The sequence below is a fragment of the Methyloparacoccus murrellii genome (assembly GCF_054657115.1).
This window is the reverse complement of sequence record NZ_BAAHXD010000025.1, coordinates 22874-48254: the sequence shown is the minus strand read 5'-3', so window position 1 is coordinate 48254 and position 25381 is coordinate 22874. Positions and strand designations below refer to the sequence as shown.

23 protein-coding genes are annotated in these 25381 nt (G+C 66.0%); 19 read left to right on the top strand and 4 right to left on the bottom strand.

From position 1 onward, the window contains the following. Positions 1 to 14 precede the first annotated feature (14 nt). The 7 genes from ACYQ1H_RS08920 to ubiB all read left to right on the top strand — a co-directional run bounded on the left by ACYQ1H_RS08920 (position 15) and on the right by ubiB (position 5741). Positions 15 to 158 carry a methane monooxygenase/ammonia monooxygenase subunit C gene (locus ACYQ1H_RS08920; protein ID WP_460027693.1) on the top strand — a complete coding sequence of 48 codons (144 nt, stop codon included), beginning with the start codon at positions 15 to 17 and terminating at the stop codon, positions 156 to 158. Positions 159 to 351: 193 nt separating this feature from the next. Then, positions 352 to 906, top strand: coding sequence for an ATP-dependent protease subunit HslV (gene hslV, locus ACYQ1H_RS08915; RefSeq protein WP_460027692.1), 555 nt, complete (start codon positions 352 to 354; stop codon positions 904 to 906). 1 nt (position 907) lies between these two features. Further along, positions 908 to 2236, top strand: a complete 1329-nt coding sequence (hslU, locus tag ACYQ1H_RS08910) for an ATP-dependent protease ATPase subunit HslU (protein WP_460027689.1) — start codon at positions 908 to 910, stop codon at positions 2234 to 2236. A gap of 12 nt (positions 2237 to 2248) precedes the next feature. Beyond that, positions 2249 to 2614, top strand: coding sequence for a gamma-butyrobetaine hydroxylase family protein (locus ACYQ1H_RS08905; protein WP_460027688.1), 366 nt, complete (start codon positions 2249 to 2251; stop codon positions 2612 to 2614). Positions 2615 to 2701: 87 nt separating this feature from the next. Continuing rightward, positions 2702 to 3454, top strand: a complete 753-nt coding sequence (gene ubiE / locus ACYQ1H_RS08900) for a bifunctional demethylmenaquinone methyltransferase/2-methoxy-6-polyprenyl-1,4-benzoquinol methylase UbiE (RefSeq protein ID WP_460027687.1) — start codon at positions 2702 to 2704, stop codon at positions 3452 to 3454. After that, the gene (locus ACYQ1H_RS08895) at positions 3451 to 4116 is read left to right on the top strand and encodes a ubiquinone biosynthesis accessory factor UbiJ (protein ID WP_460027686.1); all 666 of its coding nucleotides are present in this window, start codon (positions 3451 to 3453) and stop codon (positions 4114 to 4116) included. Before ubiE ends, ACYQ1H_RS08895 begins: the two co-directional genes overlap by 4 nt. Further along, positions 4113 to 5741, top strand: a complete 1629-nt coding sequence (gene ubiB, locus ACYQ1H_RS08890) for a ubiquinone biosynthesis regulatory protein kinase UbiB (RefSeq protein WP_460027685.1) — start codon at positions 4113 to 4115, stop codon at positions 5739 to 5741. The genes ACYQ1H_RS08895 and ubiB overlap by 4 nt, the downstream gene beginning before the upstream one ends. A gap of 40 nt (positions 5742 to 5781) precedes the next feature. Here ubiB and ppk2 read toward each other — a convergent pair whose 3' ends face one another. Further along, positions 5782 to 6786, bottom strand: a complete 1005-nt coding sequence (gene ppk2, locus ACYQ1H_RS08885) for a polyphosphate kinase 2 (protein ID WP_460027684.1) — start codon at positions 6784 to 6786, stop codon at positions 5782 to 5784. A 316-nt stretch (positions 6787 to 7102) separates the two neighbouring features. Here ppk2 and ACYQ1H_RS08880 point away from each other — a divergent pair, with 316 nt between their 5' ends. After that, on the top strand, positions 7103 to 7267 hold the full coding sequence (locus ACYQ1H_RS08880) for a hypothetical protein (RefSeq protein WP_460027683.1): 165 nt from the start codon (positions 7103 to 7105) through the stop codon (positions 7265 to 7267). Between the two features lie 228 nt (positions 7268 to 7495). On the opposite strand, the gene malQ is transcribed toward ACYQ1H_RS08880, so the two are convergent. Then, positions 7496 to 8974: a 4-alpha-glucanotransferase gene (malQ, locus tag ACYQ1H_RS08875; protein WP_460027682.1), complete on the bottom strand. Its 1479-nt coding sequence runs from the start codon at positions 8972 to 8974 to the stop codon at positions 7496 to 7498. Between the two features lie 169 nt (positions 8975 to 9143). Beyond that, on the bottom strand, positions 9144 to 10415 hold the full coding sequence (gene glgC / locus ACYQ1H_RS08870; RefSeq protein WP_460027681.1) for a glucose-1-phosphate adenylyltransferase: 1272 nt from the start codon (positions 10413 to 10415) through the stop codon (positions 9144 to 9146). 117 nt (positions 10416 to 10532) lie between these two features. Between glgC and glgB the strand changes: the two genes are divergently transcribed. From glgB to ACYQ1H_RS08815, 11 genes are all read left to right on the top strand, one after another. Beyond that, a complete protein-coding gene (gene glgB / locus ACYQ1H_RS08865) occupies positions 10533 to 12794 on the top strand; it encodes a 1,4-alpha-glucan branching protein GlgB (protein ID WP_460027680.1) in 2262 nt (753 codons plus the stop codon). Continuing rightward, the gene (glgA, locus tag ACYQ1H_RS08860) at positions 12791 to 14272 is read left to right on the top strand and encodes a glycogen synthase GlgA (protein ID WP_460027679.1); all 1482 of its coding nucleotides are present in this window, start codon (positions 12791 to 12793) and stop codon (positions 14270 to 14272) included. Before glgB ends, glgA begins: the two co-directional genes overlap by 4 nt. Positions 14273 to 14384: 112 nt before the next feature. Next, positions 14385 to 15482, top strand: coding sequence for a quinolinate synthase NadA (gene nadA, locus ACYQ1H_RS08855; RefSeq protein ID WP_460027678.1), 1098 nt, complete (start codon positions 14385 to 14387; stop codon positions 15480 to 15482). 40 nt (positions 15483 to 15522) lie between these two features. Beyond that, the gene (rlmH, locus tag ACYQ1H_RS08850; RefSeq protein ID WP_460027677.1) at positions 15523 to 15990 is read left to right on the top strand and encodes a 23S rRNA (pseudouridine(1915)-N(3))-methyltransferase RlmH; all 468 of its coding nucleotides are present in this window, start codon (positions 15523 to 15525) and stop codon (positions 15988 to 15990) included. A 16-nt stretch (positions 15991 to 16006) separates the two neighbouring features. Further along, entirely contained in the window at positions 16007 to 16618 is a 612-nt protein-coding gene (locus tag ACYQ1H_RS08845) for a Maf family protein (RefSeq protein WP_460027691.1), read from the top strand. Further along, complete coding sequence (gene rng, locus ACYQ1H_RS08840; protein WP_460027676.1) at positions 16615 to 18069, top strand: ribonuclease G; 1455 nt, start codon at positions 16615 to 16617, stop codon at positions 18067 to 18069. The genes ACYQ1H_RS08845 and rng overlap by 4 nt, the downstream gene beginning before the upstream one ends. 96 nt (positions 18070 to 18165) lie before the next feature. Further along, positions 18166 to 18987, top strand: coding sequence for a carbon-nitrogen hydrolase family protein (locus ACYQ1H_RS08835; RefSeq protein ID WP_460027675.1), 822 nt, complete (start codon positions 18166 to 18168; stop codon positions 18985 to 18987). Between the two features lie 34 nt (positions 18988 to 19021). Then, a complete protein-coding gene (tldD, locus tag ACYQ1H_RS08830) occupies positions 19022 to 20473 on the top strand; it encodes a metalloprotease TldD (RefSeq protein WP_460027674.1) in 1452 nt (483 codons plus the stop codon). Between the two features lie 50 nt (positions 20474 to 20523). Continuing rightward, on the top strand, positions 20524 to 21879 hold the full coding sequence (gene pmbA / locus ACYQ1H_RS08825) for a metalloprotease PmbA (protein WP_460027673.1): 1356 nt from the start codon (positions 20524 to 20526) through the stop codon (positions 21877 to 21879). A gap of 48 nt (positions 21880 to 21927) precedes the next feature. Continuing rightward, positions 21928 to 22887, top strand: a complete 960-nt coding sequence (locus tag ACYQ1H_RS08820; RefSeq protein WP_460027672.1) for an ABC transporter substrate-binding protein — start codon at positions 21928 to 21930, stop codon at positions 22885 to 22887. A 129-nt stretch (positions 22888 to 23016) separates the two neighbouring features. Next, the gene (locus tag ACYQ1H_RS08815; RefSeq protein WP_460027671.1) at positions 23017 to 23703 is read left to right on the top strand and encodes a HEAT repeat domain-containing protein; all 687 of its coding nucleotides are present in this window, start codon (positions 23017 to 23019) and stop codon (positions 23701 to 23703) included. A 31-nt stretch (positions 23704 to 23734) separates the two neighbouring features. Here ACYQ1H_RS08815 and ACYQ1H_RS08810 read toward each other — a convergent pair whose 3' ends face one another. Continuing rightward, positions 23735 to 25381, bottom strand: coding sequence for an ABC transporter ATP-binding protein (locus ACYQ1H_RS08810; protein WP_460027670.1), 1647 nt, complete (start codon positions 25379 to 25381; stop codon positions 23735 to 23737).

Genomic DNA, 25381 nt, shown 5'->3' with positions numbered 1-25381 from the left:
ACACCTTCTGGTTCATGGAAGAGTTGTTCGTCGCCCCGCTGCACTACGGCTTCGTCTTCTTCGGCTGGCTGGCGCTGGCCATTGCAGGCGTCCTGCTGCAAGTTTTCGCAAGCTTCGGCAAGCTGATCGGCCGCGACCTGTGCCCCGATATCGCCTGATCCCGGGACTCAGCCCCACGACCCGGATCGCCTCCGGGTAGCAACGAAACCCTCGCCGAGTCCTCGGCGGGGGTTTTTTGCAGGACGGAGCCGAACCGATAGGATCGGCCCCGGCATGACCCGGACGACATCCGGCGGCGCCACCCCCTATGCGGTACAATCGCCGACTTCCTTTCTTAAGCGAGTCTATTGCGTGGACAGTTTTCACGGCACAACCATCGTCTCGATCCGGCGAGGCAACCGGGTGGTGATCGGCGGCGATGGCCAGGTAACCATGGGCAACACGGTGATGAAAGGCAACGCGCGCAAAGTGCGACGCCTCTATCATGGGCGTGTGCTGGCCGGATTTGCCGGTGCCACAGCGGATGCCTTCACCCTGTTCGAGCGTTTCGAAGGCGAGCTGGAAAAACAGCGCGGCAACCTGACCCGCGCCGCGGTGGAACTGGTCAAGGACTGGCGCACCAATCGCATGCTGCAACGGCTGGAGGCTCTGCTGGCCGTCGCCGATGAAAAGGCCTCGCTGATCATTTCCGGCAACGGCGACGTGATCGAACCCGAACAGGGCCTGATCGCCATCGGCTCGGGCGGCGCCTTCGCCCAGTCCGCGGCCCGCGCGCTGCTGGAAAACACCGAACTCGGTGCACGCGACATCGTCGAGAAGTCACTGCACATCGCCGCCGACATCTGCATCTATACCAACCGCAACCTCACCATCGAAGAGCTGGAACTGCCAGTGGAGTCGACCTGACATGACGGCCATGACGCCCCGGGAAATCGTTCAGGAGCTGGACAAACACATCATCGGCCAGACCGATGCCAAGCGGGCGGTCGCCATCGCCCTGCGCAACCGCTGGCGCCGCGCACAGGTCGCGCCCGGCTTGCGCGAGGAGATCACCCCCAAGAACATCCTCATGATCGGCCCGACCGGCGTCGGCAAGACCGAGATCGCACGGCGGCTGGCGCGACTGGCCCATGCCCCGTTCATCAAGGTGGAAGCCACCAAGTTCACCGAGGTCGGCTACGTCGGCCGCGACGTGGAATCCATCGTCCGCGACCTGATCGATGCCGCCATCAAGATGACCCGTCAGGCCGACATCGAACGCGTCCAGGCCCGCGCCGAAAAAGCCGCCGAGGAACGCGTGCTCGACGCCCTCCTGCCGGGCGTGGGCGGCTGGTCCGGGGAAGAGAGTGAAGGCGAGGCCTCGCCGACGCGTCAGAAATTCCGTCAGAAGCTGCGCCTTGGCGAACTCGACGACAAGGACATCGAGATCGAGATGAGCGCCGCCCAGGTCGGCGTCGAGATCATGGCCCCGCCGGGCATGGAAGAGATGAGCAGCCAGCTGCAGAATCTGTTCCAGAACCTGCACACCGGCAAGACCAAGACCCGCAAGCTGAAGGTGAAGGATGCCCTGAGGGCCCTGCAGGAGGAAGAAGCCGACAAGATGATCAACGACGAGGACGTCAAGCTGCGCGCCATCGAGGCCGTGGAGCAGAACGGCATCGTCTTCATCGACGAGATCGACAAGATCTGCAAGCGCGGCGAACACGGCGGTCCCGATGTCTCCCGCGAGGGGGTGCAGCGCGACCTGCTGCCCCTGGTCGAGGGCTGCACCGTCAGCACCAAGCACGGCATGGTCAAGACCGACCATATCCTCTTCATCGCCTCCGGCGCCTTTCACCTGTCGAAGCCATCCGACCTGATCCCGGAGATGCAGGGCCGCTTCCCCATCCGGGTGGAGCTGAACGCGCTGTCGGCCGCCGATTTCGTCCGTATCCTGACGGAACCGGACGCCTCGCTGACCGAACAGTACGCCGCGCTGCTGAAGACCGAGGGCGTGGCGCTGAGCTTCACCGCCGACGGCATCGCCCGCATCGCCGAAATCAGTTGGGAAGTGAACGAGCGCACCGAGAACATCGGCGCCCGCCGCCTGCACACGGTGCTGGAACGCCTGCTGGAGGCGATCTCCTTCGAGGCACCCGAGCATACCGGCCAGACGGTGACCGTGGATGCGACCTATGTCGAGCGCCAACTCGGCGAAGTGGCCCAGGACGAGGATCTCAGCCGCTATATCCTGTAACGCCGACCCGCCATGAGCGTCGTAACCCCGACCCAGATCATCCTGCACCAGCAGTCGAAAGTGCTGGAGATTCACTATGACGACGGTCGTCGCGACGAACTGTCGTTCGAGTTCCTGCGGGTACACTCGCCATCGGCGGAAGTCCGCGGGCATGGCCCGGGACAGGAGGTCCTGCAGATCGGCAAGCAGGATGTGACCATCACCGACGTCCGTCCGGTGGGCAACTACGGCATCTGTCCCACCTTCAGCGACGGGCACAATACCGGCATCTACACCTGGGACTATCTGTACGGGCTCGGCTCGAACCGCGACCAGCTCTGGCGCGACTATCTGCAACGCCTGGAGCAGGCCGGCCACCACCGCAGCCCGCATGCATAGGTCCGCAATCAGAACGTCAGTCGCCGCACCGGGCTCCGCGACACCGGTTCCCGGGCCTCGCCCATCGCAACGACTTCGAGAAAACCCATGACCGACACCGACTCCACCACCCATTTTGGTTTCCGCCAGGTACCCGAAGGCGAAAAGGCCCGACTGGTCAGATCCGTGTTCGACTCGGTGGCCGGCAAGTACGACCTGATGAACGACCTGATGTCGCTCGGCATCCATCGCATCTGGAAGCGGATCGCCCTGCAGCTCAGTCATGTCCGGTATGGCGAGCAGGTGCTGGATCTGGCTGGCGGCACCGGCGACATGACCGCGCTGTTCCGCGAGAGGGTCGGCGACCGGGGCGGCGTCGTGCTGTCGGACATCAATGCCGAGATGCTGACTCGCGGCCGCGACCGCCTGATCGACGAGGGCGTGACCAGCGGCGTCGCCTTCGCCCAGATCGACGCCGAGAAATTGCCCTTTCCCGACAACACCTTCGACTGCGTCTGCATCGCCTTCGGCCTGCGCAACGTCACCCACAAGGAAGAGGCGCTGAAATCCATGCGCCGGGTGCTGAAGCCCGGCGGGCGCGTCATCGTCCTGGAATTCTCCGAGGTGCAGGGTGCCCTGCTCAAGAAAACCTACGATCTCTACTCCTTCAAGCTGTTGCCGCTGATGGGCAGGCTGGTCGCCAAGGACGAGGACAGCTACCGCTATCTGGCCGAATCCATCCGCATGCACCCGAATCAGGAAACCCTGAAGCAGATGATGCAAGGCGCCGGCTTCGAACGCTGCGAGTACTTCAACCTCACCCATGGCGTGGTCGCCATTCACCGGGGCTACAAACTTTGAGCACGGCCGGCCATCCCTGGCTGGCGGCCAGCCTCACCGAGAGCCTGCGTCGACTGCTCCGCCAGCATCTGGACGCCTCCGCCACAGGCCGCGAGGCCCTGCAACCCCTGTCCGGCCAGGTAGTGGCCCTGCGGCTGGAGCCCTTCGGCCGCACCCTCTACCTGTGCGCCACCCATGAGGAATTGCAAATCCTGACCGAGCTCAGCAACGAACCGGACGTCACCCTCGCCGGCAATCTGGCGGCCTTCGCCCGGTCCGGCCTCGCCAGCAATGGCGCCGCCTTGGCCGCCAGCGGCATCAGCTTGCAGGGCGATGCCGAAACGGCCCGTCGCTTCCAGGCGCTGTGCCAGGCGCTCAAGATCGACTGGGCGGGCTTCCTGTCACGCTTTTTCGGCAACCGGCTGGCCGATGGCCTACTGGGCATGGTGGATGCGGGGCAGCGCTGGACCCGCGCTTCGCTGCAAGCGCTGGAGACCGATGTCGGCGAATACCTGCGCGAGGAAACCCGCTGGCTGCCCGACCGCTCGGAAGTCGATGCGCTGCTAACCGAGGTGGATACCCTGCGGGCAGACAAGGATCGCCTGAGCGCCCGCATCGAGCGGCTGGAGGCCGCCGCCCGGACATCGTCGCCCGCCGGCCCGCCCACTGCCAAGGCGTCGTGATTCGCCCCGCCACACTCCAGCGGTTGCACCACATCCGCCAGGTGCTGCTGCGTCATGGGCTGGATCGGCTGCTCGACATCAAGCAGTTCTCCGGGCCTCTGCGACTGCTGCTGAAATTCGGCGCGCATGCGCCGGCCGCTCCGGCCGACCCGCCGCGTGGCGCCAGCATCCGGGGCGCCCTGGAGGATCTCGGGCCGATCTTCATCAAATTCGGCCAGACCCTGTCCACCCGCCGCGATCTGCTGCCGGACGATATCGCCGAGGAACTGGTCAAGCTTCAGGACCGGGTGCCGCCGTTCCCGGGCTGCGAGGCCAAGGCCGTCGTCGAACGCTCGCTGGGTCAGCCGGTCACGGCCTTGTTTGCCGAATTCGATGAGTCGCCGCTGGCCTCGGCCTCGGTGGCCCAGGTGCATGCGGCCCGCCTGCGCACGGGTGACGCCGTGGTGGTGAAGGTGCTGCGCCCCGGCATCGAGGCGCGCATCCGCACCGATCTGGCCCTGCTGCACGAACTGGCCCGGCTGGCAGACCGCTTCTGGACCGGCGCCCAGCGGCTGCGACCGATCGAGGTGGTGGCGGAATTCGAGAAAACCATTCTCGACGAGCTGGATCTGGTGCGGGAAGCCGCCAATGCCGCGGAAATCCGCCGGCGCTTCAAGGGCTCGGAAATGCTCTACATCCCCAGGGTGTACTTCGACCATACCCGGCGCGATGTCATGGTCATGGAACGGATTTCCGGCATTCCGATCGGCGATGTCGAGCAGCTCCGCCGCGAGGGGGTGGATCTCAAGCTGCTGGCCGAGCGTGGCGTCGAAATCTTTTTCACCCAGGTGCTGCGCGACAGCCTGTTCCATGCCGACATGCACCCGGGCAATATCTTCGCCACCCGCGACGCCCGTTACATCGCCGTGGATTTCGGCATCATCGGCAGCATTTCCCAGGAAGACAAGCACTACATCGCCGAGAATTTCCGCGCCTTCTTCAACCGCGACTACCGGCGGGTCGCGGAAATGCACATCGAATCCGGCTGGGTTCCGAAGGACACGCGGGCGGTCGAATTCGAGGCCGCGATCCGCGCCGTATGCGAGCCGATCTTCCAGAAACCGCTCAAGGACATCTCCTACGGCCACCTCCTGTTGCGCCTGTTCCAGGTCGCGCGACGCTTCGACATGCAGGTGCAGCCGCAACTGGTGCTGCTGCAGAAGACCCTGCTCAATATCGAAGGACTGGGCCGCGACCTCTATCCGGAACTGGATCTCTGGCAGACGGCCAGGCCGTTCCTGGAACGCTGGTTCAGGGACGAACTGGGTCCAGCCGCCAATCTCGCCAAGCTGAAGGCGGAGCTGCCGCTCTGGGCCAGCCACTGGCCCGACATGCCGATGCTGGTGCATCGCGCCCTCAGCGACGCCGCCCACGGCAAACTGACCGTCAACGCCCGGTCGCCCGAGCTAGAATCCCTGCGCCACGAACTGCGGCGCAACCGGCAGCAAACCCGACTCGGCCTTACCGGCGGCGCGCTGTTCATCGGCGGCTCGGTGCTGCTGGCCGGCGGTGTCGCGCCCACACTCGCCGGCCTTGCGGTTCTCGCGGGCGCGGGCCTCCTGGCATCCGCCTGGCTGCGAGCCTGAGCGCCCGCCCGGCAACCGGCGGCTCGCAGCCGGCGACACCTCAGAACTGATCGATGATCCGCTCGCTGGAGTCGATCACCCGGGATGCCGGTCCGACCAGTTGCTGATCCGGCTCGCAGGCCACTTTCGGATTCTTGTTCGGGTACGGCAGGACGTGCAGAAAGTGCCGCATGCAGTTGATGCGGGCGCGTTTCTTGTCGTCCGACTTGATGACGGTCCAGGGCGCATCGGCCGTATCGGTGTGGAAAAACATCGCCTTCTTGGCCTCGGTGTAGTCGTCCCAGCGATCCAGCGACTTGATGTCGATGGGACTGAGCTTCCAGTGCTTGAGCGGATCGTCACGCCGGGCGACGAAGCGGCGCAGCTGTTCCTCCCGGCTGACCGAGAACCAGTACTTGAAAAGCAGGATGCCGCTGTTGACCAGCATCCGCTCCAGCGATGGCGCCTGGCGCAGGAACTCCAAGTATTCGAGCGGCTTGCAGAACCCCATGACACGCTCCACACCGGCCCGGTTGTACCAGGAACGGTCAAAGAAGACGATTTCGCCGGCCGTCGGGAAATGCGCCGCGTAGCGCTGGAAATACCACTGCCCACGCTCGACCTCGGTGGGTTTCTCCAGCGCCACGACGCGCGCGCCACGCGGATTGAGATGCTCCATGAAGCGCTTGATAGTGCCGCCCTTGCCGGCCGCGTCACGGCCCTCGAACAGGACGATGACGCGCTGCCCGGAATCCTTGACCCAGCTCTGTACCTTCAGCAACTCGACCTGCAAATCCTGCTTGAGCCGCTCGTACTCGCGGCGGCGCATGCGCCGGGGATAGGGGTAGCCGGCCGGCAGCGGCGCTTCCTCGCTATCCTCCGCCGAACCCTTGGGCGCCGTGGCGACCAGCGTGGCAACCGGCTCATGGCTGACGGCCTGAATCTCCGCTGCCGCCACGGGATTCGGACTCTCGGCGAGCGCGGGATCCGCCGGGACATCCACGGCCATTTTTTCCGGGGTCAGGACAGCGTCATCGGTTTCGGGCTGGGGCTGGGGGCGGTTCATCTGGACTCCAGTCTAAGGACAAGCAGTGACAAGGTTATCCATCATACAACTGTGCGGACGAGACCATCCGGCACGAGGAGAGCCACCAACCGCCCCGGCAGGGCCCAAGGCCGATCCGCTACCCAGTCCCAAAAAAGTCAAGCAAGAGGCTTGAACATGACTATTAACCGAAATAGAATGGGTTCGCGTGTCAGAACCGGGCCTCCATGGCCAGCTGACCCCGACCCGTAACTTCGGTTACTTGCTAGGATAAGGCGATCGGCATCAAGCGCTGTCGATCGGACAATAACCACTGAAGTCTGTTGAGGTAAAAAATATGGAACAAGAAAAAGATAACTTCTGGCTCTACATTGGCGCCGTCATTGTTGCCACCGTCATCGGCGTCTTCCTGCTGAAGAGCCGTGAGATGGAAAGCGTTCCGACCGATGCCTACAACGAAACCAGGGCTCAGGTCGAAAAGCAGATGCAAAAGTCCAAGTAAGAGTTCCACGGCGCCTGTTCGGATTCCGTCCAGTCGAGGCGCCTGAATTCGATTACAACAACTATAACGACAAAGAGCTCCCGAGCTCACCTACCCTAGACCTTGTTGCAGGCTCTCCCCCCGGGCCATCCGCAATCCGAGATTGCTGGCAACAAGGTCTTTTGCTGTCCGCGATACCCCACCCCAGGAACCGCCCCACCACCGGAATGACGGGGTTCCCGGCCTGCCTCAGCGCCCGTAGAGCTGGACCATCTCGGAGAGCGCGACAGCGTGCGCGTCTGCAAGCTGGCTCCAGTTGAACCGCCATGCCCAGTTACCGTCGATGGTACCCGGCGTGTTCATGCGATAACCCTGGCCGAGCCCGATGACGTCCTGCAGGGGCAGAATGGCCAACTTGGCCACCGAGGCCAGCGCGCTCTGCACCAGCGCTTCCGGCATGTCGGCGGCGGGATTGCCGAGATAACGCCGGACGTGCGCCTGCTGCCCGGCGCTCAGACCCTCGAACCACGACACCGTGGTGTCGTTATCATGCGTGCCGGTATACACGACATTGTTGGTGGTATGGTTGTGGGGCAGATAGGGATTACCCGGTCCACCGTCGAAGGCGAATTGTAGGATCAGCATCCCCGGTATGTCGAAGCGTTCGCGCAAGGCCTCGACCTCGGGCGTGATGATGCCAAGATTCTCGGCAATCAGGGGAACGCCCCTGTCTCCCAGCGTATGGACCAAGGCTTCCAGCAGGGCCTGTCCCGGCGCCGGTATCCAGCGCCCCTCGATGGCCGTGGCCGAATCGGCGGGGATCTCCCAATAGGCCTCGAGACCGCGGAAATGGTCGATGCGGACCCAGTCGTAAAGCGCCAGCTGGCCACGGAATCGCTCCAGCCACCAGCGGAAACCGTTGGCCTGCATGTGATCCCAGCGATAATGCGGATTACCCCAGCGCTGCCCGGTAGCGGAGAAGTAATCGGGCGGAACGCCGGCCACGACCCGGGGATTGCCCTCCGGCGTCAGATCGAACTCCTCCCGTCGCGCCCAGACGTCGGCACTGTCGCCGGCGACGAAAATCGGGATATCGCCGAAAAGCAGCACGCCACGGGCGTTGGCATAGGCCCGCAAGGCCCGCCACTGTCCATAGAACAGGAACTGCTCGAAACAGACCCGCGCGATCCGATCCGCCAGGCGGACACGCGCGGCACCCAGGGCCGCGGGATCGCGATCGCGCAGCGGTTCCGGCCAGGTCTGCCAGGGCCGATCGCCCTGCTCCGCACGAATGGCCATGAACAGGGCAAAGTCGTCGAGCCAGTGACGATGCTCCGCCACAAAGCCATCGAGGTCCGCGATGCTCTGGCCATCGCTGCGGAACCGCGCGAAGGCATATGCCAGACAGGCATCACGGTGACCCGGCTCCGCGGCTATCGCCTGCGTCAGAACCTGCTCGGGCAGCCAACCCCGCTCGACCAGCCAGCCGAGGTCGATCATGCGTGGATTGCCCGCATGCGCGGAAAGACACTGGTAAGGGGAACCGTCGGGGTGGGTGGGATTGACCGGCAAGGTCTGCCAGACGGTTATGCCTGCCCGGGCGAGAAAGTCGACGAAACGGTAGGCATCCTTGCCCAGGTCGCCATTGTCGGCGGCCCCGGGAAGCGACGTGATATGAAGGAGGATACCCGCTCGACGCCGGTCGAGAATGCTATGCGCTTGCGCCAAACCGCCCCCCCAGGGTGTACATGACCAGCTTGTAGAAATTGTTTGAGTTGGGGGGTATCAGACGGCGATACCCCGAACGTGATCGCGGGAAGGATGCTGCGGGATGGACGGCGCCGAGCAACCGGCACGGAAGCCGCTGCGCTGCCCTTGCCCCAAGCGCGCCGACCGCCTAGCGCGAGAAGTGCAACCGCTGACCGAGATCGTCGGGCGTCACCAGTACGACGCCACCCAGGCTGACATGGAAGCGCTTGCGATCTTCCTCCAGGTCCTCGCCGATCACGGTATTGGGCGGAACGTGGCAGCCGCGGTCGATCACAGCCCTGGTGATGCGGCAATGACGGCCGATATTCACCTCCGGCAACACGACGGAATCCTTCACGGAAGAATAGGAGTTGACGCGCACATTGCTGAACAGCAGCGAATTACGCACCTCGGAGCCGGAAATGATGCATCCCCCCGATACCATGGAATCCACCGCCATGCCCCGGCGATCGTCGTCGTCGAAAATGAACTTGGCCGGCGGCGTCTGTGCCTGATAGGTCCAGATGGGCCACTCCCGGTCGTACAGGTTGAGCTCCGGATCGACACCGATCAGCTCCATGTTGGCCGACCAGTAGGCGTCCACCGTGCCGACATCCCGCCAATAGGCCTGCACGCCGCTCTGGGCATGCCGGAAGGGATAGGCGAAGACACGGCTGTTGTTGATGATGTTGGGGATGATGTCATGCCCAAAATCATGGCTGGAGGCCGGATTGTCGGCATCCTTGATGAGCTGCTCGAACAGGAAGGCCGTGCTGAAGATATAGATCCCCATGGACGCCAGGGCATGATCCGGCCGGTTCGGCATGGGCGGCGGCTCCGCCGGTTTCTCGACGAAATTGATGACCCGCTTGGCATCGTCGACATGCATGACGCCGAAACCCTTGGCCTCTTCCAGCGGCACCTCGATGCAGCCGATGGTGAGGTCAGCCTCCCTCTCGGCGTGATAGGCCAGCATGAGACCGTAATCCATCTTGTAGACGTGGTCGCCTGCCAGGATGACGATATATTCGGGATCGCGCTGGCGCAGGATGTCGAGGTTCTGGTAGACGGCATCGGCCGTGCCGGCATACCAGCGTTCCTGCATGCGCTGCTGGGCCGGCATGACATCGACGAACTCGCCCAGCTCGCCGCGCAGGAAACCCCAGCCCTGCTGGATATGGCGGATCAGCGAGTCGGCTTTGTACTGCGTCAGCACGCCGATCTGCCGGATACCGGAATTGAGACAGTTCGACAGGGGAAAATCGATGATGCGGAACTTGCCTCCGAACGGCACGGCCGGCTTGGCGCGCCACTCGGTCAGGGAATGCAGGCGACTGCCCCGCCCGCCGGCCAGGACCAGCGCCAGCGTCTGCCGCGTCAGACGACTGACGAATCGGGTTTTGTGCAGGGATTCTGGCATGGGGGTCGCTCCTGAGTGACGGACTTTCGGCACAATCGCGGCGCAGATTTGATAATATCCACACCTCGTTTCGAGGCATCGTTTAGAGACCCATTCTACTACCAGAGGCCTTTCAAAGTGAACTCACCAGACGCGCAAAAAGCCCCCGGTGCAGAGTGGGAGAAAACCCTTCCCGAGGACGTTGTCCGGCTGCTGAAGGCCCGACATCACGACCCCTTCGCGGTCCTCGGACGACACGCGCAAGACGGCCGGGAGGTATTTCGCGCCTATCTGCCCTGGGCCGAGACCGCCCGGGTCGGGAAAGCCGGCCCCGAGTTGCGGCGGCTGCCCAATACCGACCTGTTCGAATGCCGGGTGGAGCCCGACAACCGCATCCCGCGCCACTATGCGATCCACTGGGTCGACAAGGAAGGAAAGGCCGGTAGCCATGTCGATCCCTATACCTTCGAACCCCAGATTGCCGACTTCGACCTCTACCTGTTCGGCGAAGGCAAACACCGTCATATCTATCGCATCCTCGGCGCACAGCTCTACACGGTCGACGGCGTGGAGGGCGTGCTGTTCGCGACCTGGGCGCCAAATGCCGAGCGGGTCAGCGTCGTCGGCGATTTCAACCACTGGGACGGGCGCGCCCACCCCATGCGCACCCGCGGCGGCAGCGGCGTGTGGGAACTGTTCATCCCCGGCCTGGACGCGGGGCGCCTGTACAAGTTCGAGATCCGCAACCGCGCCCACGGCACGGTGCTGCTGAAAAGCGATCCCTACGGCCAGCGCTTCGAGCTGCGGCCCGGCACCGCCTCCATCGTCACCGGCAAGGACGACTTTGCCTGGCACGACAAAAACTGGCTCGAAACCCGCGCCAGCCACGAATGGCTGCACGCACCCATGTCGGTCTACGAGGTCCACCTCGGCTCGTGGAGGGTCGGGGAACAGGGCCAGTTCCTGGATTACCGCACCCTGGCAAGGGAGCTGGTCGCCTACGTCAAGCCACTGGGCTTCACCCATATCGAGCTCCTGCCCATCACCGAGCACCCGTTCGATGGCTCCTGGGGCTACCAGACCACCGGCTATTTCGCGCCGACCAGCCGCTTCGGCAGTCCGGACGACTTCCGCTGGTTCGTCGACTACTGCCACCAGCATGACATCGGCGTGATTCTCGACTGGGTGCCGGCGCATTTCCCCAAGGATGCCCACGGACTCGCCTGGTACGATGGCACGCCGCTCTACGAGCACGAGGACCCGCGCCTCGGCGAGCACCGTGACTGGGGCACGCTCATCTACAACTATGGCCGCAACGAAGTCCGCAACTTCCTGATCGGCAGCGCCATCTACTGGCTGGAAGAGTTTCACCTGGACGGCCTGCGGGTGGACGCGGTCGCCTCCATGCTCTACCTCGACTACTCCCGCGAGGCGGGTGACTGGATTCCCAACAAATACGGCGGCAACGAGAACCTCGAGGCAATCGCCTTCCTGCGCGAGCTCAATACCGTCACCCACCAGCAATGCCCTGGCGCCCTGGTCATGGCCGAGGAATCGACGGCTTGGCCGCAGGTCACCCGCCCCACCTGGACCGGCGGGCTCGGCTTCTCGATGAAGTGGAACATGGGCTGGATGCACGACACGCTGGAGTACTTCGGCAAGGATCCCATCCACCGCCACTATCACCATGACCAGCTGACCTTCGGCCTGCTGTACGCCTTCACCGAAAACTTCATCCTGCCCTTCTCGCACGACGAGGTCGTCCACGGCAAGGGGTCGCTGCTGGCACGCATGCCCGGCGACGAGTGGCAGCGCTTTGCCAACCTGCGGCTGCTGTACACCTTCATGCTGACCTACCCGGGCAGGAAGCTGCTGTTCATGGGCTGCGAATTTGCCCAGAGCACCGAATGGAACGCCGCCAGCCAGCTCGACTGGCATGCACTGGACCATCCGCTGCACCAGGGCGTCACCAAGACCCTGTCGGACCTGAACCGGCTATACACAACCACACCCGCCCTGCATACCCGCGATTTCGACCATGAGGGCTTCGAATGGATTGACTGCCACGATGCACCGCAATCCATCCTCAGCTACATCCGCAAGGATGCCAGTGACTTCGTGCTAATCATCCTCAACTTCACGCCGGTGCCCCGGCACGAATACCGCATCGGTGTTCCCGAGGCCGGCGAGTACGAGGAAATCTTCAACTCCGACTCCACTTACTATGGCGGCAGCAATGTCGGCAATCCGCCCTTGCGCTCGGAGCCACGGCCATGGATGGGGCGCCCGCATTCGATCGAGCTGACCCTGCCCCCCCTCGCGGGCATCGTGCTCAAGCGCGTCCGCCAACCCAAGCCCAAGCGCGAGACCGAAGCGGCCCCGTCAGCCAGCAGCGAATGAAGAAGGTCCTCTTCGTCACCAGCGAGGCCTATCCGCTCATCAAGACCGGGGGTCTCGCCGATGTCTCCGGCGGACTGCCCATCGCCATCAAGGCCCTCGGCCACGATGTCCGCATCCTGATTCCCGGTTACGCCGAGGCGATCGCCTCGGGCATGATGGAGCCTCTGAGGCTCCCCGGCGGCCGCATGAGCCCGATGCTGCACCACGGCCTGCTGCCCGGCTCGGAGGTCGAGGTCTACGGCCTGTCGCACCACGACTACTTCGGCCGGGCCGGCAATCCCTATCTCGGCGCCGATGGCAAACCCTGGGCCGACAATGCCGAGCGCTTCTCGCTGCTCTGCCACGTGGGCACGGAACTGGCCATGAACCGGCTGGGGCTGGACTGGCAGCCCGACATCGTCCACTGCAACGACTGGCAAACCGGCCTGATACCGGCCCTGCTCAACGATGAGCTGCAGCGTCCGGCCACCGTGTTCACCATCCACAACCTGGCCTATCAAGGCATCTTTCCACACGAGACCTTCGTCCGGCTCAGGCTGCCGAACCGGCTCTGGTCACACGAGGCCCTGGAGTTCTACGGTCAGCTGAGCTTCATCAAGGGTGGACTGGTGTTCGCCGACCGCATCACCACAGTAAGCCCCAACTATGCCCGGGAAATCCAGGGCGAGGACTTCGGCTGCGGCCTCGACGGCCTGCTGCGGCAACGACGCGAGCGGCTGAGCGGCATTCTCAACGGCATCGACGTGGAGGTCTGGAACCCGGCCAAGGACCCCTATCTCCCCGCGCATTTCGACCGCGCCGGCCTCGAGCGGCGCGGCGAGCTGAAACGGCACCTGCAACGCGCCTTCAGCCTCCCCGAGGATCCGGACGTACCGCTGCTGGCCTGGGTTGGCCGGCTGGTCGAGCAGAAGGGCATCGACCTGCTGCTCGAGATCATGCCACGGCTGATGGCCCTGCCCTTGCAGATCGCCGTACAGGGCAGCGGTGACGCCCGCTTCGAACAGACACTGCAGCACTGGGGCAAGCTGTTCCCGGACCGCTTCGCCATCCGCGTGGGTTACGACGAGGCCCATGCCCGGCTGATCGAGGGCGGCACCGACGTGTTCCTGATGCCGTCCCGTTTCGAGCCCTGCGGGCTCAACCAGATGTACAGCCAGCGTTATGGCGCCGTGCCCCTGGTCCGTCGTGCCGGCGGCCTGGCCGACACGGTGGTCGACACCAACGACGAGACCCTGCGCGACGGGACCGCCACCGGCATCGTGTTCGACGACGCCAGCCCGGACGCCCTGTTTGACGCCATCCAGCGGGCGCTGCGGCTCTACGCCACCCCTGTGGACTGGCGCAAAATCCAGGCGAATGGCATGGCCAAGGATTTCTCCTGGCAGGTCAGCGCCCGTCAATACCTGGAACTCTACGAACTCGCCGAGCAGGACCGGGCGACCTGCCTGCCTCACGCCGCCCGGCGCGCGCACGGCTGACCCACCGGGATCCGGGCAACGGTCGAGAGGACGACAGCGGGTGCGCCGCACAATTTCCCAGTATTTCGCTCGTGTATTATGACGGGCTTCCCCAGCCGTCGAGAATTCAACCATGCTTGCTCCCGCCCTGCCCCTGGAAGACTACGCCCTGCTCGAGGATGCCGAATGCGAGGCGCGCATCGAGGCCGCCAAGCGAGAACTCGGCCGTCGCTGCGTCATCCTTGGACATCACTACCAGCGTGACGAGGTTTTCCGCCATGCCGACCTGACCGGCGACTCGCTCAAGCTGTCGCGGGAAGCCGCGCGCTCGGACGCCGAATACATCGTCTTCTGCGGCGTGCATTTCATGGCCGAAGTGGCCGACATCCTGTCGCGCCCCGAGCAGATCGCCATCCTGCCCGACCTGGCCGCCGGCTGCTCCATGGCCGACATGGCCAATCTGGCGGCCGTCGAGCGCGGCTGGCGGGAGCTGTCCGGGATCATCGATCCCGACGCCAGCGTGACGCCGGTGACCTACATCAACTCCGCCGCCGACCTCAAGGCCTTCTGCGGACGCCATGGCGGCATCGTCTGCACCTCCAGCAACGCACAGAAGATTCTCGAATGGAGCTTCGCCCGGCGGCAGAAGGTGCTGTTCTTCCCCGACCAGCACCTGGGCCGCAACACCGGCCATCGCATGGGGATCCCCCTGGACGAGATGGTCACCTGGGACTTCACCCGGCCCATGGGCGGCCTGAGCGAGGCGGAAATCCGCAAGGCCCGCATCATTCTCTGGAAAGGCTTCTGCTCGGTGCACCAGATGTTCCGACCGGAGCACGTCGATCGCTTCCTGGAGAAACATCCGGAAACCCGCGTCATCGTCCATCCCGAATGCGCCTTCGACGTCTGCGAGAAGGCCCACGACATCGGCTCGACCGAATCCATTCTCAAGACCGTGCGCGCCGCCGAGCCCGGCACCCGCTGGCTGGTGGGTACCGAACTGAACCTGGTCAACCGGCTTGCCCAAGAGATGAAGCCGCGTGGCGTGAACGTGCACTTCCTCTCGCCGACGGTCTGCATGTGCTCGACCATGTTCCGCACCGACCCGCAACATCTGGCCTGGGTACTGGAAAATCTCGTCGCGGGACAGGTCATCAACCGCATCCGCGTACCTGAAACCGACGCCATTCCGGCCAGGCTGACCCTGGACCGCATGCTGGCCGTAGCCTGAAGGCCGGGACACGACAGCCGCACCCGAGCCCGCCGAACCCATGCAGATCCACCTGTTCGCCGTCGGCAACCGCATGCCCGGCTGGGTGACCGAGGGTTTCCACGAATATGCCAAGCGCCTGCCACGCGACTGCGAACTGGTACTGAGGGAGATCGCGCCCGGCAAGCGCGGCAAGAACGCCGACCTCGCCCGCATCCGCGAGGATGAGGGTCAGCGCATCCTCGCGGCGCTGGGCCGGGACGACCGGGTCATCGCCCTGGAGGTGGAGGGCAAGCCCTGGCGCACGGAAGATCTGGCCGCGTGGCTGGCGGACTGGCAGCGGCAGGGCCGGCGCGTGGCCTTGCTGGTCGGCGGCCCCGAGGGTCTGGCCGATGCCTGCCGGGTGCGCGCCGAACAGCAATGGAGTCTCTCCCCCCTCACCCTGCCACACCCGCTGGTGCGGGTCATCGTGGCCGAGCAGCTGTATCGCGCCTGGAGCCTGCTGAACAACCATCCCTATCACCGCTGAGCCCCGGCCGTCCCCGATCGCCATGGAATCCCGCCGTCTCATTCTCGCCTCGGCCTCGCCACGCCGTCAGGCACTGCTGGCCCAGCTGGGCCTGGACGCCGAAATCCGGCCGGCCGACATCCCCGAACGGCCGCTGCCGGAAGAAACGCCGGAACAATATGTCCGCCGGATCGCCGCCGAGAAGTCGCGTGCCATCCAGACGCTCGACGATAGCCGCCTGCCGGTGCTGGCCGCGGATACCGAGGTGGTGCTGGACGGCGAGATCTTCGGCAAGCCCGCCGATCTGGCACAGGCCCTGGAGATGCTGGCGCGACTGTCGGGGCGCGAACACGCGGTCCTCAGCGCCGTCTCGCTGCGCGCCGGCGAGCGGCATCTGGAGGCGCTGAGCCTGAGCCGCGTGCGCTTCCGGCCGCTGACCGTGGACGAGATCCGCGCCTACTGGGCTACCGGCGAATCCCGCGACAAGGCTGGCGGCTATGCCATCCAGGGCCTCGGCGCGCTGTTCGTCGAACACCTGTCCGGCAGCTATTCCGGCGTCATGGGGCTGCCGCTCAGGGAAACCGGCGAACTCCTGCGGCAGATCGGGCTCGATCCGCTGCCCCCCCAGCGAAAGGGCAATCCATCATGAGCGACGAAATCCTGATCAACGTGACGCCGCCGGAAACCCGCGTCGCCATAGTCGAGAACGGCGTCCTCCAGGAAGTGCTGATCGAGCGCACCCGGCGGCGGGGACTGGTCGGCAACATCTACAAGGGCAAGATCTGCCGCATCCTGCCCGGCATGCAGGCGGCCTTCGTCGACATCGGCCTGGAACGCTCAGCCTTCCTGCACGTGTCCGACCTCTGCCCGGGCGAACGCGAAAAGGCCCAGGGCGACCAGATCGAACTCATCTTCCGCGATGGCCAGGAGCTGGTGGTCCAGGTGGTCAAGGATCCGATCGGCGCCAAGGGCGCGCGGCTGACCACGGAACTGGCGATTCCCTCGGTATTCCTGGTCTACATGCCGCAGGCACGAACCAGCGGCGTTTCCCAGCGCATCGAGTGCGAGGCCGAGCGCGTCCGCCTGCGGGCCTGCGTCGAGGCGTTCCAGAAGGAACACGGCACCGGCGGTTTCATCGCCCGCACGGCCGCCGAGGGCATCGACGAGGCCGCCCTGCGCGCGGACATGCTGTTCCTGCTCAAGCTGTGGAATTCCATCGCCCAGCGCCAGCGCACCGCCAAGCCCCGTACCCTGCTGCACGAGGACCTGCCCCTGAGCATGCGCGTCCTGCGCGACATGCACTGCGCCAAGGTGGAGAAGATCCGCATCGACTCGCGCGAGACCTACAACCGGCTGGCCAAGTTTGCGCGCGAATTCGTCCCCGAACTGGCGCCCCGGCTGGAACACTATGCCGGCGAGCGGCCCCTGTTCGACCTCTACGCGGTGGAGGACGAAATCCAGCGGGCGCTGGAACGCCGGGTGACGCTCAAGTCCGGCGGCTACCTGATCTTCGATCAGACCGAGGCCATGACCACCATCGACGTCAACACCGGCGCCTTCGTCGGTGGGCGCAACCTCGAGGAGACCATTTTCAAGACCAATCTCGAAGCGGCGCAAGCCATCGCCCGGCAGCTCCGGCTGCGCAACCTCGGCGGCATCATCATCATCGATTTCATCGACATGCAGGACCGCGAGCATCGCCAGCAGGTCCTGCAGGCCCTGCAGCGCTGCCTGGAAAAGGACCATGCCCGCAACACCATCAGCGAGGTTTCCAGCCTCGGACTGGTGGAGATGACCCGCAAGCGGACCCGCGAGAGCCTGGAACATATCCTCTGCGAACCCTGCCCCACCTGCGGCGGCCGGGGCGTCCTGAAGACCGCCGAGACCGTCTGCCTGGACATCTTCCGCGAGATCATCCGCGAGGTCCGCCAGTACCAGGTGCAGGAGCTCCTGGTACTGGCCGCGAACGAGGTGGTCGAGCGCCTGCTGGACGAGGAGGCGGACACCCTGTCGGAGCTGGAGAGCTTCACCGGGGTGCGGATCAAGTTCCGCGCCGAGGCCCAGTACACGCAGGAACAGTATGACGTGGTGCTCGTCTGAGGTGCAGTGGCCCATGCTAAACTGCCCGGCTACGATCCGCCCTGCCGGCGGGATTCCGACCATCAGCCCGCCCCGCAACGCCCCAGGAAACCGCGCATGAAAAAAGCCACGTTTGCCGCCGTCCAGATGGCTTCCAGCCCGAATGTCAGCGGCAACCTGCTCGAAGCCGAGCGGCTGATCGGAACCGCCGCCGCCCAGGGCGCCCACCTGGTGGTGCTGCCGGAAAACTTCGCGCTGATGGGGCTGAACGAGACCGACAAGCTGGACATCGCCGAAACCGACGGCGCAGGCCCGATCCAGGAGTTCCTGTCGAAAGCCGCCGAACGCTTCAAGGTCTGGCTGGTGGGCGGCACCATGCCCATCCGCGGCGTCTCCGGCAGGGCCCGGGCCGCCTGCCTGGTCTTCGATGACCGCGGCCAGCGGGTGGGGCGCTACGACAAGATCCACCTGTTCGATGTCAACGTGCCGGGCACCGAGGAAAGCTACCAGGAATCCGCCACCATCGAAGCCGGCGAGGATGCCCTGGTGGTGGACACCCCCTTCGGACGCCTGGGCCTCACCGTCTGCTACGACATCCGCTTCCCGGAACTTTACCGGCAGATGGCGGCCATCGGCATGGACATCCTGGCCGTGCCCTCCGCCTTTACCGCCCGTACCGGCGCCGCCCACTGGGAAGTACTGGTGCGCGCCCGTTCGGTGGAAAACCTCTGCTATACCGTCGCCGCCAACCAGGGCGGCTTCCACATGAACGGCCGCGAGACCTACGGCCACAGCATGATCGTCGATCCCTGGGGCGTGGTGCTGGCCAGCCTAGCCCAGGGCGCCGGCGTGGTCACGGCCGAATTCGACCGCGACCGCCTGGAGCGGGTCCGCGCCGCATTCCCGGTGCTGGAACACACCCGCCTGAGCTGCCGCTAGGCCATCCTGTCGCCCCCTGACACCCGAGCCGCCGATGTCCCACCAAGCCCTCGCCATCGCCCAGACCGCCCTGCTGGAACCCGTCGGGCTCGCCGCCAACGACCTGGAACGGGTGATGCAGCAGTTACTGGGCGCCGGCATCGATACCGCCGACATCTACCTGCAGGCGACCCGGTACGAGTCCTGGGGGCTGGAAGACGGCATCGTCAAGGAAGGCAGCCACAGCATCGACCAAGGCGCCGGCATCCGCGCCGTTTCGGGCGAAAAGACCGGTTTCGCCTATAGCGACGACATCACCCTGACCGCCCTGCTGGAGGCGGCCAAAAGCGCCCGCGCCATCGCCCGGCGCGGCCAGGAAGGCCGCCAGCCGCTGCCGGCGCCGCCGCGCCCGCCGGCCCTGTACCTGCCGGTCGATCCCTTGCAGTCGCTGCCGGAGGTGGACAAGCTGGCCCTGCTGCGGCGCCTGGACGCCGAATGCCGGGCGCTGGACCCGCGCGTCGAGCAGGTTTTCGTCAGCCTTTCCGGCAGCCACGAAGTCGTGCTGATCATGGGCCAGGACGGCGTCATCCATGGCGATGTACGGCCGCTGGTCAGGCTCAACGTAAGCGTCATCGTCGTCGACGGCGGACGGCGCGAACAGGGTAGCTGCGGTGGTGGCGGCCGCACCGACTATCACTATTTCCTGGAGGGCGACCGTGCCTCGGCATATGCCCGCGAGGCGGTCCGCCAGGCGCTGGTCAACCTCGAAGCCGAGGAGGCACCGGCGGGCAACATGACGGTCGTGCTGGGCTCAGGCTGGCCCGGCATCCTGCTGCACGAGGCGATCGGCCACGGGCTCGAGGGCGACTTCAACCGCAAGGGCACCTCGGTCTTTTCCGGCCGCGTCGGTGAACGGGTCGCCTCTCCCCTCTGTACCGTGGTCGATGACGGCACCCTGCCGGGCCGACGGGGATCGCTGACCATCGACGACGAGGGCACTCCCACCGCCTGCACGACGCTGATCGAGAACGGCATCCTCCGGGGTTACATGCAGGACAAGCTCAACGCCCGGCTGATGGGCGTCGCGCCGACCGGCAACGGCCGCCGGGAGTCCTACCAGCACTTGCCGATGCCGCGCATGACCAATACCTACATGCTGGCGGGGCCGCACGCGCCGGACGAAATCATCCGCTCGGTGACCAAGGGCCTGTACGCCAAGAACTTCGGCGGCGGGCAGGTCGATATCACCTCCGGCAAGTTCGTGTTCTCCGCCAGCGAGGCCTACCTGATCGAGAATGGCAGGATCACCCGCCCGGTCAAGGGCGCCACGCTCATCGGCAACGGCCCCGACGTGCTCACCCGCGTCAGCATGGTCGGCAACGATCTCGAGCTCGATACCGGCGTCGGCACCTGCGGCAAGGATGGCCAGAGCGTTCCCGTGGGCGTCGGCCAGCCGACGCTCAAGGTCGACGGCCTGACCGTGGGCGGCACGCGCCTGGATCATTGACCGCGCCGCCACCCCGGAACCACCTCAACCGTTCGCCACCCAGACCAACCGTGACATCCGCATCCCGACTCCCCGCCGCCGAGCACGCGCAGCTGGATCAGCTGCAGAACCTGGTCGCCGATTGCCTGCGCGAGGCCAGCCACCAGGGCGCCACCGATGCCGAGGCCGGCGTCAGCATGGAAACGGGCCTGTCGGTCACCGCCCGCCTGGGCGAGGTGGAGACGGTCGAACACCACCGTAGCCGCGGGCTCGGCCTGACGGTCTACATCGGCCAGCGCAAGGGTTCCGCCAGCACCAGCGATCTCAGTCCCGCCGCCATGCGGGAAACGGTGGCTGCGGCCGTGCGCATCGCCCGCCACGCCGCCGAGGACCCCTGTGCGGGACTGCCGGACCCCGACTGGCTGGCCACCGAATTCCCGGATCTCGACCTGTACTATCCCTGGCCCATCGAGCCCGAGGCCGCCATCGAGCTGGCGGTGGCCTGCGAGAATGCCGCCCGCCGGCATCACCCGGAAATCGTCAATTCCGAGGGCGCGAGCCTCAACACCTTCCAGGGACTCCGGGTGATGGGCAACAGCCTCGGCTTCCTGCACGGCTATGCCTCCAGCCGTCACAGCCTCAGCGTCGCCGTGATCGGCGAGCGGGGCGGCGAGATGCAGCGCGATGACTGGTGGACGGTGGCACGCGACGCGCGCGACCTGCAGGCGGCGGCCGAGGTCGGCCGGGTTGCCGCCGAACGCACCCTGCGGCGTCTTGGCGCACGCCGCCTCGGTACCCGGCAATGCCCGGTCGTTTTCGCTGCCGACGTGGCGTCCAGCCTGCTCGGCCATTTCGTCGGCGCCATTCGCGGCGGCAACCTCTACCGCAAGTCGTCGTTCCTGCTGGACCGGCTGGGCCAGCCGGTTTTTCCGGATTTCGTGCAGCTCCGCGAGGCGCCGCACCTGCCCAAGGCCCTGGGCAGCGCCGCCTATGACACCGAGGGCGTGCGGACGACGCCCCACCACCTGGTGCGCGACGGCGTCCTCGAATCCTACGTGCTGAGCACCTACTCGGCGCGCAAGCTGGGCATGCGCTCTACCGGCAACGCCGGCGGCGTCCACAACCTGATCCTGGAACCCGGCGAGCTGGACCTTTCCGGGCTGCTGCGACGCATGGGAACCGGGCTGCTGGTGACCGAGCTCATGGGGCAGGGCGTGAACCTGGTGACCGGCGACTATTCCCGCGGCGCGGCCGGTTTCTGGGTCGAGGATGGCGTCGTCCAGTACCCGGTCGAGGAATTCACGGTGGCGGGCAACCTCAAGGACATGTTCGGGACAGTCGTCGCCGTCGGCAACGACGTCGACCTGCGCGGCAATACCCGCACCGGCTCCATCCTCATCGAGCGGATGACCATCGCCGGCAACTGATGGGCGTAGAATGAGGGCGCATTTCCGCCGGCCCGCCAGGTTACCGCCATGCCCAGACCACTCGCCACCCTGCTCCTTGCCGCCCTGGGATCGCTCGCCCAGGCCTCTCCCGCCCCCAGCGTCAGGGTCGGCGCGCTGGCCTTCGGCACGCTCGGCTGGGAGCTGGCAATCATCCGCAGCCGCGGCCTGGACCAGGCGCAGGGCATCGCCATCGAAGCGACCGAACTGGCCAGCCCGGAAGCCGGCCGCATCGGTCTGCAGGGACGCAGCCTCGACATCGTCGTCTCCGACTGGCTGTGGACTGCCCGCCAGCGCCAGCAGGGCCAGCCGCTGAGCTTCGCGCCCTTCTCGACCAGCCACGGCGCCCTGGTGGTACCCCGGGATTCCGCCGTCAAGGACGTGGCCGACCTGCGAGGCAAGCGGCTGGGCATCGCCGGCGGCGGGCTCGACAAGAACTGGCTGCTGCTGAAAACCTTGGCGCAGCAGACGCAGCAGCTCGATCTGGAAAAATCCGCCACCCTCAGCTTCGGCGCTCCGCCCCTGCTGAACCAGCAGCTGGAACATGGCCAGCTGGATGCCGTCCTCACCTATTGGAACTATGCCGCCAAGCTCGAGGCGCAGGGATATCGCGAACTGCTCGACGGCCGGCAACTGCAAAAACGGCTGGGCATCGATGCCGACGTGCCGGTGCTCGGCTATGTGTTCCGCGAGGACTGGGCCAAAGCCAATCCCCAGGCCGTCGACGGCTTCCTCAAGGCCGCCGCCGAGGCACGGCAACGGATCTGCGAGTCCGATGCCGACTGGCAGCAGGTGGTGCCACTGACACGGGAACCCGACAGCCAGGCGCAGGCCATGCTGCGCCGGCACTACTGCGCCGGCCGCTGGCCCGCCGCGGCATCGATCCCGAGCACCGCCGCGCAGACACTCTTCGACCGGATCAACGCCGCCGCCGGCGAGCCGGCCGCCGCCATCCCGGCAGGCACCTTCTGGTCCGCCCCGAAACCCTGATCCTTCGGCCATTCCCGCCGGGCTCCGGGCCACATTTTCGGCCGCGCATCGGTCTGTTAATATTCCGCCGCCCATGCCATCCGGCCCGGGCGGCCGTCTTCCGCCTACCTGACCCGAGACCCTTGCACCATGTCCATCGCCCGGATTCTCATCATTACCCTGCTGATTTCGCTCAGCCTCGTGGTCCTGGTCCTTTTCAACCTGGAATCCGACAGCGGTGACCAGGACGGCGGGGAAGCGGTGGCGACCGCGCCCAAGTCCAGCGAGGCGCCGGACAGGACGCCGGCAGCCGGCCCCGTCCCGCCAGCCGCGCCGTCGGGTGACGAACTGATGGCGCCCGATGAGGCGGTGGAGGACGAGCAGCTCGAAAAGGAGCAGATAGCCGAGGCCATGACCCAGCTCGGCAGCACCAATGACGAGGAGCGGATCGAGGCGGTCGAGCAGCTCGGCGCCTACCCCAGCCCCGAGACCGAGGCGACGCTGGGCCAGCTGCTGACCACCGATGGCAACCCGGAAGTACGCAACGCGGCCGCCCTCAGCCTGGGCGCCGTGGATGAGCCCTCCGACGCCACCGTCGCCGCCCTGATGTCGGCGCTGGAGGATCAGAACGAGGATGTACGCTTCAGCGCGCTGTCGACGCTGGAGGATTACATGCTGGGTCAGGAGGAGGATTCGCCCAATTACCGCCGCATCAAGGATGGCCTCAAGTTCAGGCTGAACTCCCGCACGCTTTCCGCGGAGCTGAGGGAATCCATCAACGAGGTCCTGCGCGACCAGGATTTCACGGCGGCGCCGGAGGCCGAACCGGACAACTGAACCGGCGGCAACCGCAGCCTTGCGGTGCTGCTCAGGCGCCCCGCCGCAGGCGTGGCAGCGCCGCCAGCAGGCGCTGGGTATAGGCCTCCCGGGGCTCGAACAGCACCTGCTGGACCGGGCCGATCTCGATGATCCGCCCCTGCTGCATGACCGCCACACGGTCGGCCAGCGCCGACACCACCCCGAGATCATGGGTGATGAAGAGGTAACTGAGCCCCTGCCGGGTCTGTAGCTCCCTGAGCAAGCGGATGACCTGGGCCTGTACCGAGACGTCGAGGGCACTGGTCGGCTCGTCGCAGATCAGCAACCTCGGTTCCACGGCAAGCGCCCGGGCGATGCAGATGCGCTGTCGCTGGCCGCCGGAAAACTCGTGCGGATAACGCTCGCGCGCCGACAGGGGCAATCCCACCGCCTCCAGCAGGCCTGCCACCCGCGCGCAACGCTCGGCCCGGGACAGCTCCGAGCGTTGCGCCAGCAGACCCTCCTCCAGGATGCTGCCGACCGGCAGCCGGGGATTCATCGACGAATAGGGATCCTGAAAGACGATCTGCATCGACTGCCGCAGCCGCCGGCCGGGACTGGCCGACAAGGGCTCGCCGGCCAGCCGCAAGGTACCGCCGGCGGCGGGCAGCAGAGCAAGCAGCGCCTTGCCCAGCGTGGTCTTGCCGCACCCCGACTCTCCCACCAGGGCCAGGGTTTCGCCGTGGCCAACGTCGAAGCTCACCCGATCCACCGCCGGCACCCAGCCCACCGTGCGCTGGAAAATGCCGCGCCGGATCGGGTAATGCACGCTGAAGTCGCGGACCTCCAGCAGGGGTGCCCGGGCACCGGCGTCCGGACCCGGTGGCGGCCGCTGTCGACAGGCATCCAGGCGCGGCATGGCGGCGAGCAGCTCGCGGCTGTAGGAATCGCGCGGCCCAGCGAAAAACGCGGGTCCGCCGGTTTCGACAAGCCGCCCCTGCCGCATCACCGCAACCCGGTCGGCGACTTCCGCCACGGCAGCGAGGTCATGGGTGATCAGCCACAGCGCCATGCCGGTTTCCCGCCGCAGCCGGCCGAGCAGCGCCAGCACCTGCGCCTGCAACGTCACATCCAGTGCCGTGGTCGGCTCATCGGCGATCAGCAGGTCGGGCTCTCCCGCCAGTGCCAGCGCGATCATCGCCCGCTGCCGCATGCCACCCGAGAGCTGATGCGGATAGGCCTGCAACTGGCGGGCGGGCTCGGGCAGGCCGACCTGGTCCAGCAACTCCATGGCCCTGCGCCGCCGTTGCGCGCTGCCGGAGCGGGCATGCAGCGCCAGCGTCTCGCCGAGCTGCTGGCCGATGGTCAGCACGGGATTGAGCGCCGTCATCGGATCCTGGAACACGACACCGATACGGCGGCCGCGAATCGCCCCCATGGCCAGCTCCGGCAGGGCGAAGATGTCGCAGCCATCCAGGACAACCTGCCCCCCCTGGATGCGGCCGCCCTGGGGCAGCAGGCGCAACACGGACAGCGCGGTGACCGACTTGCCCGAGCCGGATTCGCCCACCAGAGCAAAGCTCTCGCCCCGGGCAATCGCGAAGGAAACGCCGGCCACCACCGGCGTCCAGTCATCACCCTGGCGGAAGGCCACGCGGAGATCCCGGACCGACAGCAGGGGCGCTTCGGGTGGGCTGGCCGGCGTCGGATGGGACAC